Origin of the sequence: Thermithiobacillus plumbiphilus (genome assembly GCF_038070005.1) — a bacterium.
In the GTDB taxonomy this organism is placed as follows: Bacteria; Pseudomonadota; Gammaproteobacteria; order Acidithiobacillales; family Thermithiobacillaceae; genus JBBPCO01.
Window position 1 is genome coordinate 99,415 of sequence record NZ_JBBPCO010000001.1, and the last position, 13,882, is coordinate 113,296.

Below are 13,882 nucleotides of genomic sequence, written 5' to 3' on the forward strand. Positions count from 1 at the left end.
GTTCAGAACCATGTATCTGGCCGCTTGTCTCTGCGCCCGCCGCAGTTGGAATCCCTCGCACGGCTTGTGCGCGCGCTCGGCGCCGCGCCGGAAATGCTCCGGCTCGATCGGGATGTCCCGGCCATCCTTTCCACGCTGAAAGCTGAATTCAGCACGCTGGAAGATTTCGAGCGCGATTTTCCTTCGCTGTGCTTTGCCCTGGCCACGGGCGTGGGCAAGACGCGCCTGATGGGGGCCTTTGTCTCCTACCTGCACCTGGCGCGTGGCATCAACAATTTTTTCGTGCTGGCGCCGAATCTCACTATTTATAACAAGCTGATCACAGACTTCACGCCCAATACACCTAAATATGTCTTCAAGGGTATTGGCGAGTTCGCCATCAACGCGCCGAGAGTCATCACCGGCGACAATTACGACCAGCAGAACATCGGTGTCGGCGAACTGTTCGGCGAGGTGCGCATCAACATCTTCAACATCTCGAAGATCAACTCCGAGGTGCGCGGTGGCAAGGAGCCACGCATCAAGCGCATGCGCGAGGTGCTGGGCGACAGCTACTTCAACCATTTGGCGAATCTGCCAGACCTGGTCCTGCTGATGGATGAGTCGCACCGCTACCGCGCCCAGGCGGGGATGCGGGCGATCAACGATCTCAAGCCGTTGTTCGGGCTGGAACTCACAGCGACGCCGTTCGTGGAATCGTCTCGTGGGCCCGTGCCGTTCAGGAATGTGGTGATGGATTATCCATTGGCGCAGGCCATGGCGGACGGCTTTGTCAAGGAGCCTGCCGTCGTCACCCAGCGCAACTTCGACGCCAGGGCGCATACGCCGCAGGAGGTCGAGAAGATCAAGCTCGAAGACGGCGTGCGCCTGCATGAAACCACCAAGGTCGAGCTGCTGACCTACGCCCGCGAAAATGGCGTGAAAGAGGTCAAGCCCTTCATGCTGGTGATCGCCCGGGATACCACCCATGCAGGGCAGCTTCTGGCGCTTCTGGAGTCACAGGCCTTTTTTGAGAGTCGCTATCAGGGCAAGGTGATCCAGGTGGATTCGAGCCGCACGGGTGCGGAAGAAGAGGCGATGATCACGCGTCTGCTCGCGGTGGAGAGCGTGGATGAGCCGACCGAGATCGTGATTCACGTCAACATGCTCAAGGAAGGCTGGGATGTGACCAACCTCTACACCATCGTGCCGCTACGCGCCGCCAATGCGCGCACGCTGATCGAGCAAAGCATCGGTCGCGGCCTGCGTCTGCCTTATGGCAAGCGCACCGGCGTGGCGACGGTGGACCGGCTGAATATTGTTGCGCATGATAAGTTTCAGGAAATCATCGATGAAGCGAACCGGGCCGACTCGCCGATTCGCCTCCAGCAGGTGATCCTCGATGCCCCAAGTGGTGACGACAAAAAAGTCAGCGTGCAGGTTGAATCGGGGGCCGCGGCTCGTCTCGGCTTGACGGACATGCCAGTTATGCAGACGGGTGCATCAGGTGCGGGCAACGGGTCGGCTGCCATCGTCGTGCAAGCGCCGGTGTTCACCACCGAGGCGGAGAAGCAGGCGGCGCGTGTGGTCATGGATGTTATCGGCACATACGAGCTCAGGCGCGATCTGGCGCCAACAAGCAGCGCACTGCTGAAACCGGAAGTGCGGCAGGAGATCGTGGCGGAAGTGGCCGCACGGCTGAAACCGATGCAGGATAGCTTACTGGCGGATACGGATGAGTTGGCGCCTGCGCTGGACCTTTCCGACGTGGTGGCCAAGACCACCGAGGTCCTGGTGCAGCAGACCATCGACATCCCGCGCATCGCGGTAGTGCCCACGGGCGAGGTCACGACGGGTTTCCATCCGTTCAAATTGGGCATGCTGCCCAATTTTCAGCCGGGCCAGCGAGAAATTCTTGGTCAGGAGTTGCGTACCAACCGGCAGTTCATGTTGAGCCGGGAAAGTGGCGTGCGGGAGCAGCGGCTGGAAGATTACATCGTCAAAAAACTGATCGATTTTGACGACGTCGATTACTTCACCCAGGCAGAGCTTCTTTATGATCTGGCTGCTCAGGCGGTCGAGCATTACCAGTCCCAGAGCTACTCGGAAAGTGATCTGCATGAAATCCTGGATACCTTCGGCGGGGAGCTGGCCCGCCTGATCCATGCGGGAATGATGGAGCACTTCTGGGAAAAATCCACGGACTATGAGGTGCAAGTCAGTCGCGGCTTTACCGAACTCAAGTCCTGCAACTACACGGCCACTGCGGGCCAGACGGCCCACCACTTCCGGGAGACGGTGACTGAGACGAGCCGCATCAAGCAGATGCTGTTCGGCGGCTTCGCGCGCTGCCTGTATCCGCTGCAGAAGTTCGATTCGGATACCGAGCGACGTTTCGCCATCATCCTGGAGCGGGATGCGGTGAAGTGGTTCAAGCCCGCCAAGGGCCAGTTCCAGATCTACTACAAGCTGGGTACCGGTCAGCCGGAGTACATCCCGGATTTCGTTGCCGAAACGGACTCAGGCATTCTGATGGTGGAGACCAAGGCGCGAAACGACACCGATACCCAGGAAGTGCAGGCGAAGGCGGCTGCCGCAGCTCTCTGGTGTAGCCGGGCATCCAGGTATACGGCAGAGGTCGGTGGCAAGCCCTGGAAGTATCTGTTGCTGCCGCATGATGAGATCAGCGAGTCGAAGCGCTTGTCCGACTATTTGCGCTTCGAGGCGCCAGCCTAGGCGGGGGCCGGATTAGTAGGGCAACATGAAATGCTCTATCAGGCCGCAGAACGTCCCCTGCGGGTGCGGTCGCCGATCCCCATGAGCAGGTGCTCGACGCTGATGTCCTCGTCCAGTTCATCCCAGTGTAGTCCGGTCCCGCGGCCACTGATCACGCCCCACGGAAGTTCACGGCCTTGTTCAAGACATAAGCCCCGTAGTAGGAAAAAAGCCGGGCTTATGTTAAAAAGAAACATTCGGCAATACAATCTAAGTATTTGGTTATCTTGCCATTTAATTATTTTATGGCCAACTAGCGGAGTGATGACTCGGTATGGGCAATTCGATCGTCAGCATCAATGGACAGAACTCTTCGACGGATGCGCTAAGCCCCAAGCAGTGGGAAGGGCTGGCCAAGGTAAGTGAATGGGCTTTTCATATCGATAGCCTGCTCACGCTTGCCAAGGACGTTTTGACCGAGTTGCCCGAGGCGGTGGACGAGGACAAGGTCATTGCCGCCTTCCGGCCCAAGCTGCTGGCGCTGCGGGAAACCGCCCAGGAAGCCCTGGACCTGCTGCACATCGATGACGCCGCGCATGCCAATGAGCGCGTGCAGGAAATGCTGCGTTCACTCAAGCGCGCCCAGCTCGATGTCGTAATGCCCGAACTGCTCGATACCCTGAGCGCCCTGCACGAAAGCGGCATGCTCAGCCGGGTACAGGTGCTGTTGCGCGCAAGCGCCGGCCTGCCCCAGGGCGAGTCACTCCAGGCCCTGGTCGACAAGGTCGGCGCGCTGCAGGCGCAGGCGCCTTACTGGATCGACACCGTCAAGCAGTTGATCACGGTCGTGGGGGATCAGGTCGTGGCCCTGAACCTGCCCGATAAGGTGGATGAGCTGCAGGAAGCTGCTGACCAGTGGCTCAAGATTGCCATGCGCGTGAAGGCCCTGGCCCAGGGCGATGCCGAGGACATGGCCGGCCGCATGAATGGCTTGCTGGATCAGGCAGACTACTGGAGCGCCCAGCTCGGCATCGTGCTCGGCACGCTCAAGGACATGGCGCCGGAAGCCATGCAGAGCCTGGACGTCGCGACTGTCATGGAACAGGTCAAGACCGCCTCTGCCGAGTGGCTCGCGATTGCCCAGGACGGCCAGACCCTGCTGATTGGCGATGCCCCGGATCTGGCCGAGCGAGTCCGCCGCATGCTGGCCGGGGTGCGTGCCGCCCATCTGGACGAAATGCTGCCGGATCTGATCAACATCGCCGGCGCCGTGCACCGTAGCGGTCTGCTCAAGCGCGCCAATACCGCCATCACCGCGATCCAGCCCTATATGCCTTCAGATGCCGAACTGCAGCGTTGGATCGATGAAGGCATGGTGCTGGCCACGCGCTATCAGCCGCAGGTAGGCATCGCCATGAACGCCCTGGCCCAGGCCCAGGATGAAATGAAGGGCATCGAGAACAAGACCGGTGGCTTCATGGGCCTGATGCGGATGATCTTTTCCAAGGATACCCAGTACGTGCTGCGTTTCCTGATCCGCTTCTTCTATAACGACCTGAAGATGCAGAAGAAGTAAGCGCTGAGACTGGAAATGAGCAGCCCCCGAAAGGGGGCTGTCTGGTTTAGCGGCCTGCCAGTTGCGGGTTCTTCGCCAGCCATTCCGCCGCGCGCCGGGCATGCGCTCTGGCGTCTTCGGGATCGGTGATCCAGGGTCTCGCAAGCTCCACCACTTCCTCCAGCGTGTTGGCGGCCACGGCACCACCGGCTTCCAGCAGGCCCCGCTTGAATGCGCTCTCCGGCATGGCCGGCCCAAGTATCAGCGGGCAGTTGGCCTCGATGGGCGAGACGAGATCCACTTCGCCGCCTGCCAGCGTCCCACCCGGAATGCAGAAGTTCGCGCAGGGGTAGAAAGCTTCAATCATGCCCGGCGTCTCTATGAAATAGACCCGGGTTTTCAGGGGCGCAAAGCTGGTTGCCAGCCGTCCATGACGGATGGTCTGCAGATGGTATTTCAGACTGTCACGATAGACGGGTTCAAACCGCTCCTCCCGGTCAGGCGCGATGATCATCAGCCCCATCTTGACGCGCATCAGCGCGCCGAAAAGTCGATAGGCAAGGGCATCCTCCCCCTCGTGCAGGTTGGCAAAGTAGCCGATCCAGCGCCTGGCATCTCGTTGCTCCTTGAATCGGCTGCAGAGGCCCTCAAGTCGTTGTTCCTGAGCTTGGTCCATAGATCCCCGTCAAAAAATTGATAGATTTCTTTTCATGCCAGCGGCAAGCAGGTACATTAGGATAACACGGGTACAGCTTCAACTGCTGGCGGGACCTTGCCCCCTGGCGGAAATCCGCTATATTTTGTGCAGTGTTTCACCATGACTCCTGGCAGCTCGGCTCGCTTGAGGCGAACCCGTGCCAGGGTGTTCCTGTGTCCTGAGGGCCTGATGCCCGTCAGGATATCGTCAAAAGGATTTTCATGTCTTCAGCAGCTCCCCTGCGCATCAAGGCAGACCGTTTCCTGTTTCCTGTGATTTTCCCTGTCTCCGCCGACATGGCCGCCCTGCGCGACGCCCTGCGCGAAAAGCTGGCCATGGCCGGGGACTTCCTGCGTAGCGCCAGTCTGGTACTGGATCTTGGCGAATGGCAGAGTGTCAATGCCCAGAGCTTTGCGACCCTCCTGCAGTTCATCGAGGCCGAGGGCCTGCACATCATTGGCTTGCGTAATGCCCCGGAAACGCTGGCGGCGCGGGCTCGGGCCCAGGGCATCACCCTGCTGCATGCCGCCCGCCAGGCCGAGCCGGAAGTGGCGCCCGAGCCGCAGGCGGCAGCGCCAGTGCCGGTCCAGGGCGCGCTTGTGCTCGAACAGCCAGTACGCTCTGGCCAGCAGGTTTATGCCCGGGGCCGGGATCTGGTTGCTTTGCAGGGCGTGAACATCGGCGCCGAAGTGCTCGCCGATGGCAACATCTTTGTATATGGCCGTCTCGCAGGGCGTGCCCTGGCCGGAGCTGTCGGCGATGCCGGGGCACGCATTTTCGCGACCCAACTCGCGTTGCCGCAGCTGATTTCCATTGCCGGCAACTTCATGCTTTCCGACCACCCGCTGGTGGGGCAGCATGAGGGCAAGAGCGTGAGTATCCGCTTGCAGTCGGAAGATCTTGTATTCGAACCTTTGGGGTATTGACAGTATGGCAAGAGTGATTGTTGTGACATCGGGAAAGGGTGGCGTCGGCAAGACGACCACCAGTGCTAACATAGCCTTTGAACTGGCGCGGCGGGGGCATCCGACCTGCGTGGTGGACTTTGACATCGGTTTGCGGAATCTCGATCTGGTGCTCGGTTGCGAGCGCCGGGTGGTCTATGACCTGGTGAACGTCCTGCAGGGCGAGGCGCGTCTGAGCCAGGCCCTGATCCGCGACAAGCGCGAGAAGAATCTGGCCATCCTGCCGGCCTCGCAGACCAAGAACAAGGATGTGCTGACCCTCGATGGTGTAGGGCGCATCATTGCCGAACTGGCCGAAGAGTTCAGCTACATCGTCTGCGATTCTCCCGCCGGCATCGAGCAGGGTGCCATGCACGCCATGTACTATGCCGATGACGCCTTCGTGGTCGTCAATCCGGAAGTTTCCTCCGTGCGCGATGCCGACCGCATGATCGGGCTGCTGACGGCAAAGTCGCGGCGGGCGCAGATGGGCGAGCCGCCAATCAAGGAATACCTGCTGGTGACCCGTTATCAGCCCAAGCGGGTGGCCGAAGGGGAGATGCTGTCGGCGGACGATATCATCGATACCCTGCGCATCAAGCTGCTGGGTGTCATCCCCGAATCCTCGGACGTGCTACAGGCCTCCAATTCCGGCGAACCGGTGGTGCAGAGCAAGAGCCAGGCCGGCGAGGCCTACAAGGACATCGTCGGGCGTTATCTCGGCGAAGACGTTCCCTTGCGTTTCATGAACGTCGAGGGCGGTTTCTTTTCCCGACTCTTCAAGTGGGGTAAGTGATGGGTATCCTCGATTTCATTTTCCAGAAGCCAAAGACGGCCACGGTGGCCAAGGAGCGCCTGCAGATCATCCTGGCGCATGAGCGCGGGGTGGGGGATCGTGCCATCGACGCCGACTTCATCCCGCGCATGCAGCAGGAAATCCTGGAGGTCGTGACGCGCTATCTGCCCATCAGCAAGGATGACGTGAATATCAATCTGGCACGCCAGGGGTCCGTGGAGATCTTCGAGCTGAATGTTTCCCTGAATGCCGCCGCGGAAGAGAAGGCCCGGTCCGGTCGCTGATCCCGGTGGCATGATGCATCAGTCAGCGCCCGGTAGCCTGCGCTAACCGAAAAAGGACCAGCTATGCTGCGCGTTCTCTTTGTCAGCTCTGAAATGATGCCCCTGTCAAAGACGGGTGGCCTGGGCGATGTGTCCTTCTCACTGCCGGCAGCGCTGCGGCGGCTTGGGCATGACGTTCGCGTGCTCACGCCTTTTTATGGTTCGGTGCTGCAGGCCGGGATCGGTACCGGAGACCTGGTGGCAGCTCTGCCGATGCCGGGCTTCTCGGAACCGGTGGAACTGCGCCTGTACGTCGATCCAAGGCATGGCGTGCCGATCTACCTGCTCAACTATCCCCCCTATTACCTGCGTTACGGCAATATCTACCAGGACCCTTTCGGCAAGGACTGGTCCGACAATGACCTGCGTTTTGCGCTGCTCTCCCGGATTGGTCAGGAGATAGCACAGGCGCGGGTCAGCGAGCTTGACTGGCGGCCGCAGGTGGTGCATGCCAATGACTGGCAGAGCGGATTGCTGCCTTATCTGCTGGAGCTCGAAGCGCGTGTGGGCGCGAGTCGCCCGGCGACACTGTTCACCGTGCACAACCTGGCCTATCAGGGCATCTTCCCGCCCTCTAGCGTGGCAAAACTGGGCCTGCCGCCAGCGGATTTCCACCCGCTGGGCACGGAGTACTACGGTCAGTTCTCCTTCATGAAAACCGCACTGCTCTACGCCGACCGGATCACGACCGTGAGCCCGACTTATGCCCGCGAAATTCAGACCAAGGCCTATGGCATGGGACTGGAAGGTCTGCTGCAGGCCCGATCAGGCGTGCTTTCCGGCATTCTCAACGGCATCGACGCCGAATACTGGAATCCGGCGCAGGATTCCAATCTGCCGGCCACTTACAGCGCGGCTGACCTGGCTGGCAAGCAGACCTGCAAGGCGGCCCTGCAGCAGGAAATGGGGCTGCCCGTCGATGCGAATCGCCTGCTGTTCGGATCAGTGGGCCGGCTGGTCACGCAAAAGGGGATGGATCTCGTTGCCGATGCCCTGCCTGCCATGCTGCGCGAATCCGGTGGACAGTTCGTGCTGCTGGGCAGTGGTGACCGCGAGCTTGAAAGTCGTTTCCAGGCCCTGGCTCAGGAGTACCCGGAGCAGGTTGCGGTCAGGCTGGGCTACGATGAGGGCCTGGCACACCGGATCGAAGCGGGGCTGGACCTCTTTCTCATGCCCTCGCGGTTCGAGCCCTGCGGCCTGAACCAGATGTACAGCCTTGCCTACGGCACATTGCCGCTGGTCCGGCGTACTGGCGGGCTGGCCGATACCGTGATCGACGCCAGTCCCGTGGCCCTGGCTGATGGGACCGCCAATGGTTTCGTTTTTGAGGATGCAAGTAGCGTCGCTCTGCTGGAGGCCTTTTCGCACGCCGTTTCGACTTACTCGAAACCCGATCTCTGGCGTCAGTTGCAACAGCGCGGGATGACCCAGGATTTCAGCTGGGATCGCGCGGCCCAGCAGTACGCGCATCTCTATAGCCAGATCATCCGCTTCTAGGCAGGCCCAAAGACGCTGTGCATTTCAGCGAAAACCGGCTATTTCTTGGAGGTCTGAACCAAGCCCAGGCACGCGAGCCTTGATGCGTTGTAGCAGAGGAGATGGTGCTGCATGGATAAGCCGGAGATTCTGCCACGTCTTGACCAGATCGACCCCGCATTTACCGGGGATATGGACAAGGCCGAGGCCCAGGACTGTCTTACCGACTTTCGCAGCCGCTTGCTGCATCTGCACGAACTGCTGTATGCCGACCGACGTTACGCTGTGCTGGTCATCCTGCAGGGCATGGACACCTCGGGCAAGGACGGCACCCTGCGTCACGTGCTTTCTGGCCTGAATCCCGTGGGCACCCGCGTCTTTTCCTTCAAGACGCCCAACGATGAGGAACGCGCTCATGACTACCTGTGGCGCGTTCATCGGAACGTGCCGCCCCGTGGCAGCATCGGTGTCTTCAACCGTTCGCATTATGAGGACGTGGTGATTACCTATGTGCACGGGCAGATCGATGAGGCCGAGCGTAATCAGCGACTCGAGCAGATCCGCAACTTTGAATCCTACCTGGTGCAGAACCGGATCGTGCTGCTGAAATTCTTCTTGCACATATCCCGCGAGGAGCAGGGCGAGCGGCTGGCCGCCCGGATACGCAATCCGGAAAAGATGTGGAAACTTTCCGCGTCCGATCTGTCCGAAAGGCCGCACTGGGACAAATATCAACTGGCGTATAATGAAGCCCTGCAGGCCACGCACACCGCGGATGCGCCGTGGATCATCGTGCCGGCCGACCGCAAGTGGTACCGAAACTGCGTGATCGCCCGTCAGCTGGCGCTGGCCCTGGAAAGTCTCGACCTGCGCTGGCCGGATGCCCCGGTACCCTGAGTGAGCGCCATGACGCTGGTCCGGATCGCGGCCTGCATGGGTATGAATCATTTTTTCAAGGGACTCGATGGATCACATGAATACCGCTTTCCTTCATAATATTTTCGGGATGATCCTGCTGCTGTTGATGAGCGCCACTGCCTTGCATGCAGAGACCACTCCCCAGGTGCAAACGCCGATGGTGCAAAAGGTCGCGCCCGTGACGCTGCCGCCGGTCGAGCCGGCCAAACCCTTGCCCTGGCCGGACCTGCAGGTACCTGCGGATGCCCATGGCAAGCCCTGGATCCTGATCGATACCCGTCAGCAGATTCTGGAGATACGCCGAGACAGGGCACTGCTCAAACGGTTTGGCTATGTGGCGATAGGGCGTGGTGGCGCTGCGCCATTGCGTCGAATGGGGGATGGAAAAACCCCGCTGGGTACCTATCATATCGCCTGGATCAACGATGACAGCCGCTTCCACATCTTCTTCGGTCTGGATTTTCCGAATGGTGCCGATCTGGCGCGTGCCTACCAGAACAGCATGATCAACCGGGAGGTCTATGGCCGCAACATGATGCGGGTTGAAAGGGGGATGGCTCCGATGCAGAATACGGCACTTGGTGGGTCGATCGGGATTCATGGTCTGGGGCCACGCGATGTCAATCTCCACCGCCGCTATAACTGGACGGATGGCTGCATTGCCCTGGACAATGAGGAAGTCGAGGAACTTGCCAGCTGGGTCGAGATCGGAACCACCGTCGTTATCCGATGAAGGGTTGATATGCTATTGACCCTATTTGCAGTATCTTCATTGATTCAGACCTTTGGCGGATGTCAGAATCAAAGGCTGGAAAGAGGAAGGCTGTGCGCCTACACTCAACTTGCTGCTAACACATAAGGAGAAATACCATGAGGAAAATGCTGGTAAATGGGTTGAAACTGTCTGCTATCCTCCTGCCCATGGGACTGGCCGCATGCGCATCGACGGGTGATCTGCGCCGCGTCGAAGCCACTGCCAATACCGCCAAGACCACGGCGGAGCAGGCCAACCAGACCGCCAACACCGCCCAGTCCACTGCCAACGAGGCACTGAACCGCGCCAACACCGCCCAGACCACTGCCAATGACGCAGTGAACCGGGTCAACCAGATTCAGCAGCAGATGGCTTCCCAGCCGCAGCCCCAGATGGGTGGCAACATGGGTGGCAGCATGGGCGGCGGTTCCGAAGGCAGCTTCGACCGCTCCATGCGCAAGTAAGCCGCTTACAACGGCAAAAGCCCCGCAGATTCTGCGGGGCTTTTTTGTGCCTTGGGTCCGGCAGGCGGGCCCGAAGGCCCGCGCGCCTCAGCCTTTCCTGTCCTTCACGATGGACTGGCCGGTTTTCTGGTTGCCGCCCAGCGGGGCCATGACCTGGGCCGTTACCTCCAGATTGGTGTTGATGCGACGGCTGGCTTTCAGCGCCTCTGCACGATTACTGTAGGGACCTGAGAGGACCTGATAGGCGCCGCCATCCTGAGTGGCCATCGCCGGGATCGGCGGGCCCAGGTGCCTGAGCATGGCGGCAAGCCTGTAAGCGTTTTCCTGATTATCCAGGCCCCCCACCTTGATGAACCACTTGCCGGTCACCTCCGCCAGACTCGGCTCATGCGCGTCATCCCGCTTGGCCAGATTGGGAGAGGGTTCGAGCTGGTTCAGGGCCAGCAATTCCTCGTCAATGGACGGCGTATTGACGGAGACCGTCATGGGTATGCCGATATGGCGGGAAGCAACTTCCGTTGCCTTGTCCCAGTTCACCACCTTGCGGTCCTTGGCGGCATCCAGAATGATGTTCACCATCGGCGTGAGATTGACGCCCTTCTTCGCGTCTTCTTCTAGTGGCTGATGTGTTTCCAGGTAGATCTTGTCACCCAGCCAGCCCGCCTTGTAGGGGTGATTGATGATGCGTACCGGTGTACCCACCGGGATATCCTTGAACAAGCCCTCGATGTCCTCTGGATAGAGCTGGATGCAACCATGGCTGATCCGCCGGCCAATGCCGAAGGGCTTGTTGGTACCGTGGATGAGATAGCCCGGGATGCCCAGTGGCATGGCATAGTTGCCCAGCGGATTATCGGGCCCGGCCGGTACGACGCGGGGCAGGGGATCACCCTTCTCGGCATGCTCTTTCTGGATGGACTGCGGCACGTACCATTTGGGATTGGCCCGCTTGGAGGCCACCTTGGTTTCGCCAAGCGGCGTCGACCACCCCTCGCGGCCGATCCCGACCGGGTGGGTGACGACCACCGGAGTCTGCCCGGCCTTGGCCTTCGGGAAGAAATAGAGCCGCATCTCGGCTATGTTGAGCACGATGCCCTGGCGTTTCCCCTCGGGCAGGATGAACTGGGTTGGCAGCAGGATCCGGGTCCCAGGCTTGGGCAGCCAGGGATCGACACCGGGGTTGGCCTTGACGATTTCGTCGTAGCCCAGATCGTAGCTGCGGGCGATATCGAGCAGGGTGTCCTTCTCGCGGGTGATGATGATCTGCGGCTTGCCAACGACGTCCTCGCCTGCCGGTGGCAAGGCAAAGGTTTCGGCATCAGCGGGTACGGCAGCCAGTGTGGCAAGCGTCAGACTGCAGGCTATCGACAATCGTATTGAAAGTGAAAGTTTCTGTCCGAGCAACGTATGTTCCTTTTCAGTGATCTTGTGGAGATGCGTGATAACGCAAGACCCTTCCTCAAGGCGTGGCTTAACAGCTCTTCTACCTGGGTATTTGTTAGACGAAGGCGGAAAACACGGACGTATATTGGAACAAATGGGTCTCGTTTTCCAGCGGACCAATTTCCCCAAGCCCGTAGGATCCGATCAAAGGCGTATGTGAATAGTAATCCTTATATAGTTCAAGATCCCGATTCTTGCCAGCATGAAACTCAGGACCCCGCCCAAAGGATGCAAACAGAAAGGCAAAGGCTGGCTCCGGGAGGCGGGCCTGCAGCAGTTCCAGTCCGCTACGGGTATCCCGCTCAGCCACAACCGGGTCCCGCAGGACGAAATAGATACCCTGGCCGGATTCCACGGGTTCACTCAGTTCCAGGCGTTGATCCGCAGGATCGGTCCGGGTGATGTGCAGCAACCGAAAGCGGCCGTTCTGCAAGGTGCCAGCCTCGTCCAAAGGGCAGGCCAGCATCAGATGGTGCAATGGGATCTTCTCGGATTCCCGGGCACTGTAAGGCAGACAGCGGGCCAGCCATTCAAGTGCCGGGCGCCCGTCGAGCGCGAGAATCCGGCTACCCTCACTCCGGCTCACGTGCAGCAGGGGTGTGAGCTGACGAAGTCCGCGTGACAATACCGTGCCGGAATCGCTGATGCCGCTGATCAGGGCCTGTATGCGTCCTGATGCGGTACTGCGGATACCGCTCCAGGCCCGCCCGCCACGCAGGCCGGGACTGGTCAGCATGCCGATGCGTGGATGGCCCTGTTGCAGCCATCCCCAGTCACAGGCATCCGCCGTGGCGAAACTGAGCTGGGTCTCGCCATCGCTGCCGGTCTGCGGTGGATCGAGGCGGTAGGGATCCGTAAACACCATGACCGCACAGCCAGCCTGATCCAGGATGGCGCCTGCCTCGGTGAGCACCCCGCGGCAGTTCGCGCCCAGGATCCGGGTACAGCTTGCCCGACGCGCACAGCTGCGCAGGGTGGCATCCAGCATGGGCAGGAAATCCGGGGTGAGCAAGAGCAGGATGCTGTTCGCCTGGCGCTCGCCGAGTTTTTCCAGAGCTTCCTCAAGCGCTGCCAGGGCCAGGGATGGGCTGGCATGCTGGCTCGCGCGCAGCCCGGTGGCCACCTTGCCCTTCATGGTTTGGGCTTACCGGCAAGCGGCTTGTCAGGCCAGTCACAAAGATCCTGAACCGGGCACTGTCCGCATTTGGGTGTCCGGGCCATGCAGGTATATCGGCCGTGGAGAATGAGCAGATGATGGCCATCCTTCAGGTAAGCCGGTGGCACACGCTCCAGCAGGCCCTTTTCCACGGCCCGCGGCGTCTTGCCGGGTGCCAGCCCGGTGCGGTTGGACACCCGGAAGATATGGGTATCCACCGCCATGGCCAGTTCGCCGAAAGCGGTGTTCAGAATGACATTGGCAGTCTTGCGGCCCACACCAGGCAGGGCTTCCAGCGCCTCGCGGCTGCGTGGCACCTCGCCCTGATGCTCGGCCAGCAGGATTTCGGCCGCCCGGACCATGTGGGCGGCCTTGGTATTGTATAGCCCGACCGTACGAATGTACTCGCGTACACCATCCACCCCGAGCTGCGCGATGGCTGCCGGCGTATTGGCCACGGGAAAAAGCCTTGCCGTGGCCTTGTTCACGGATTTGTCGGTGGTATGCGCCGACAGAGCGACGGCCACCAGCAGTTCATAGGGGGTGCTGTAATTGAGCTCGGTCTTAGGCGAGGGAATGGCGGCGGCGAGCCGGGCGAAAAAGGTTTCGATCTTCTGGGTTTGCATGATCTTGCGTGGCCAGATCCGGGATCTGGCCAGCTC

The 13,882-nt window shown here is 60.5% G+C and carries 14 protein-coding genes; 9 read left to right on the forward strand and 5 right to left on the reverse strand.

What is annotated here, in order from left to right:
• Window positions 1-24 precede the first annotated feature (24 nt).
• Window positions 25-2,715: a DEAD/DEAH box helicase family protein gene (locus WOB96_RS00510; RefSeq protein WP_341369299.1), complete on the forward strand. Its 2,691-nt coding sequence runs from the start codon at window positions 25-27 to the stop codon at window positions 2,713-2,715.
• A 38-nt stretch (window positions 2,716-2,753) separates the two neighbouring features.
• On the opposite strand, the gene WOB96_RS00515 is transcribed toward WOB96_RS00510, so the two are convergent.
• Window positions 2,754-2,870: a DUF2442 domain-containing protein gene (locus WOB96_RS00515; RefSeq protein ID WP_341369300.1), complete on the reverse strand. Its 117-nt coding sequence runs from the start codon at window positions 2,868-2,870 to the stop codon at window positions 2,754-2,756.
• A 158-nt stretch (window positions 2,871-3,028) separates the two neighbouring features.
• On the opposite strand from WOB96_RS00515, the gene WOB96_RS00520 reads away from it, so the two are divergent.
• Window positions 3,029-4,270 carry a hypothetical protein gene (locus WOB96_RS00520; protein ID WP_341369301.1) on the forward strand — a complete coding sequence of 414 codons (1,242 nt, stop codon included), beginning with the start codon at window positions 3,029-3,031 and terminating at the stop codon, window positions 4,268-4,270.
• Window positions 4,271-4,316: 46 nt separating this feature from the next.
• Here the strand turns inward: WOB96_RS00520 and WOB96_RS00525 are convergent, their stop codons facing one another.
• Window positions 4,317-4,925, reverse strand: a complete 609-nt coding sequence (locus WOB96_RS00525) for a 3-deoxy-D-manno-octulosonic acid transferase (RefSeq protein WP_341369302.1) — start codon at window positions 4,923-4,925, stop codon at window positions 4,317-4,319.
• A gap of 242 nt (window positions 4,926-5,167) precedes the next feature.
• On the opposite strand from WOB96_RS00525, the gene minC reads away from it, so the two are divergent.
• The 7 genes from minC (at window position 5,168) to WOB96_RS00560 (ending at window position 10,621) form a co-directional block, all read left to right on the forward strand.
• Entirely contained in the window at window positions 5,168-5,872 is a 705-nt protein-coding gene (gene minC / locus WOB96_RS00530; RefSeq protein ID WP_341369303.1) for a septum site-determining protein MinC, read from the forward strand.
• 4 nt (window positions 5,873-5,876) lie between these two features.
• On the forward strand, window positions 5,877-6,686 hold the full coding sequence (gene minD, locus WOB96_RS00535) for a septum site-determining protein MinD (protein ID WP_341369304.1): 810 nt from the start codon (window positions 5,877-5,879) through the stop codon (window positions 6,684-6,686).
• Entirely contained in the window at window positions 6,686-6,970 is a 285-nt protein-coding gene (gene minE / locus WOB96_RS00540; protein WP_341369305.1) for a cell division topological specificity factor MinE, read from the forward strand. The genes minD and minE overlap by 1 nt, the downstream gene beginning before the upstream one ends.
• A gap of 63 nt (window positions 6,971-7,033) precedes the next feature.
• Window positions 7,034-8,506: a glycogen synthase GlgA gene (gene glgA, locus WOB96_RS00545; RefSeq protein WP_341369306.1), complete on the forward strand. Its 1,473-nt coding sequence runs from the start codon at window positions 7,034-7,036 to the stop codon at window positions 8,504-8,506.
• A 111-nt stretch (window positions 8,507-8,617) separates the two neighbouring features.
• On the forward strand, window positions 8,618-9,382 hold the full coding sequence (locus WOB96_RS00550; protein WP_341369307.1) for a PPK2 family polyphosphate kinase: 765 nt from the start codon (window positions 8,618-8,620) through the stop codon (window positions 9,380-9,382).
• Between the two features lie 109 nt (window positions 9,383-9,491).
• On the forward strand, window positions 9,492-10,136 hold the full coding sequence (locus WOB96_RS00555) for a L,D-transpeptidase family protein (protein WP_341369308.1): 645 nt from the start codon (window positions 9,492-9,494) through the stop codon (window positions 10,134-10,136).
• 137 nt (window positions 10,137-10,273) lie between these two features.
• Window positions 10,274-10,621 (forward strand): Lpp/OprI family alanine-zipper lipoprotein, encoded by a 348-nt coding sequence (locus WOB96_RS00560; RefSeq protein WP_341369309.1) that lies wholly within the window; start codon window positions 10,274-10,276, stop codon window positions 10,619-10,621.
• An 87-nt stretch (window positions 10,622-10,708) separates the two neighbouring features.
• Here WOB96_RS00560 and WOB96_RS00565 read toward each other — a convergent pair whose 3' ends face one another.
• From WOB96_RS00565 to nth, 3 genes are all read right to left on the reverse strand, one after another.
• Window positions 10,709-11,992 (reverse strand): L,D-transpeptidase family protein, encoded by a 1,284-nt coding sequence (locus WOB96_RS00565; protein WP_341369310.1) that lies wholly within the window; start codon window positions 11,990-11,992, stop codon window positions 10,709-10,711.
• A gap of 127 nt (window positions 11,993-12,119) precedes the next feature.
• Window positions 12,120-13,199, reverse strand: coding sequence for an FIST C-terminal domain-containing protein (locus WOB96_RS00570; RefSeq protein ID WP_341369311.1), 1,080 nt, complete (start codon window positions 13,197-13,199; stop codon window positions 12,120-12,122).
• Window positions 13,196-13,846, reverse strand: a complete 651-nt coding sequence (gene nth, locus WOB96_RS00575) for an endonuclease III (protein ID WP_341369312.1) — start codon at window positions 13,844-13,846, stop codon at window positions 13,196-13,198. Before nth ends, WOB96_RS00570 begins: the two co-directional genes overlap by 4 nt.
• Between the last annotated feature and the right edge of the window lie 36 nt (window positions 13,847-13,882).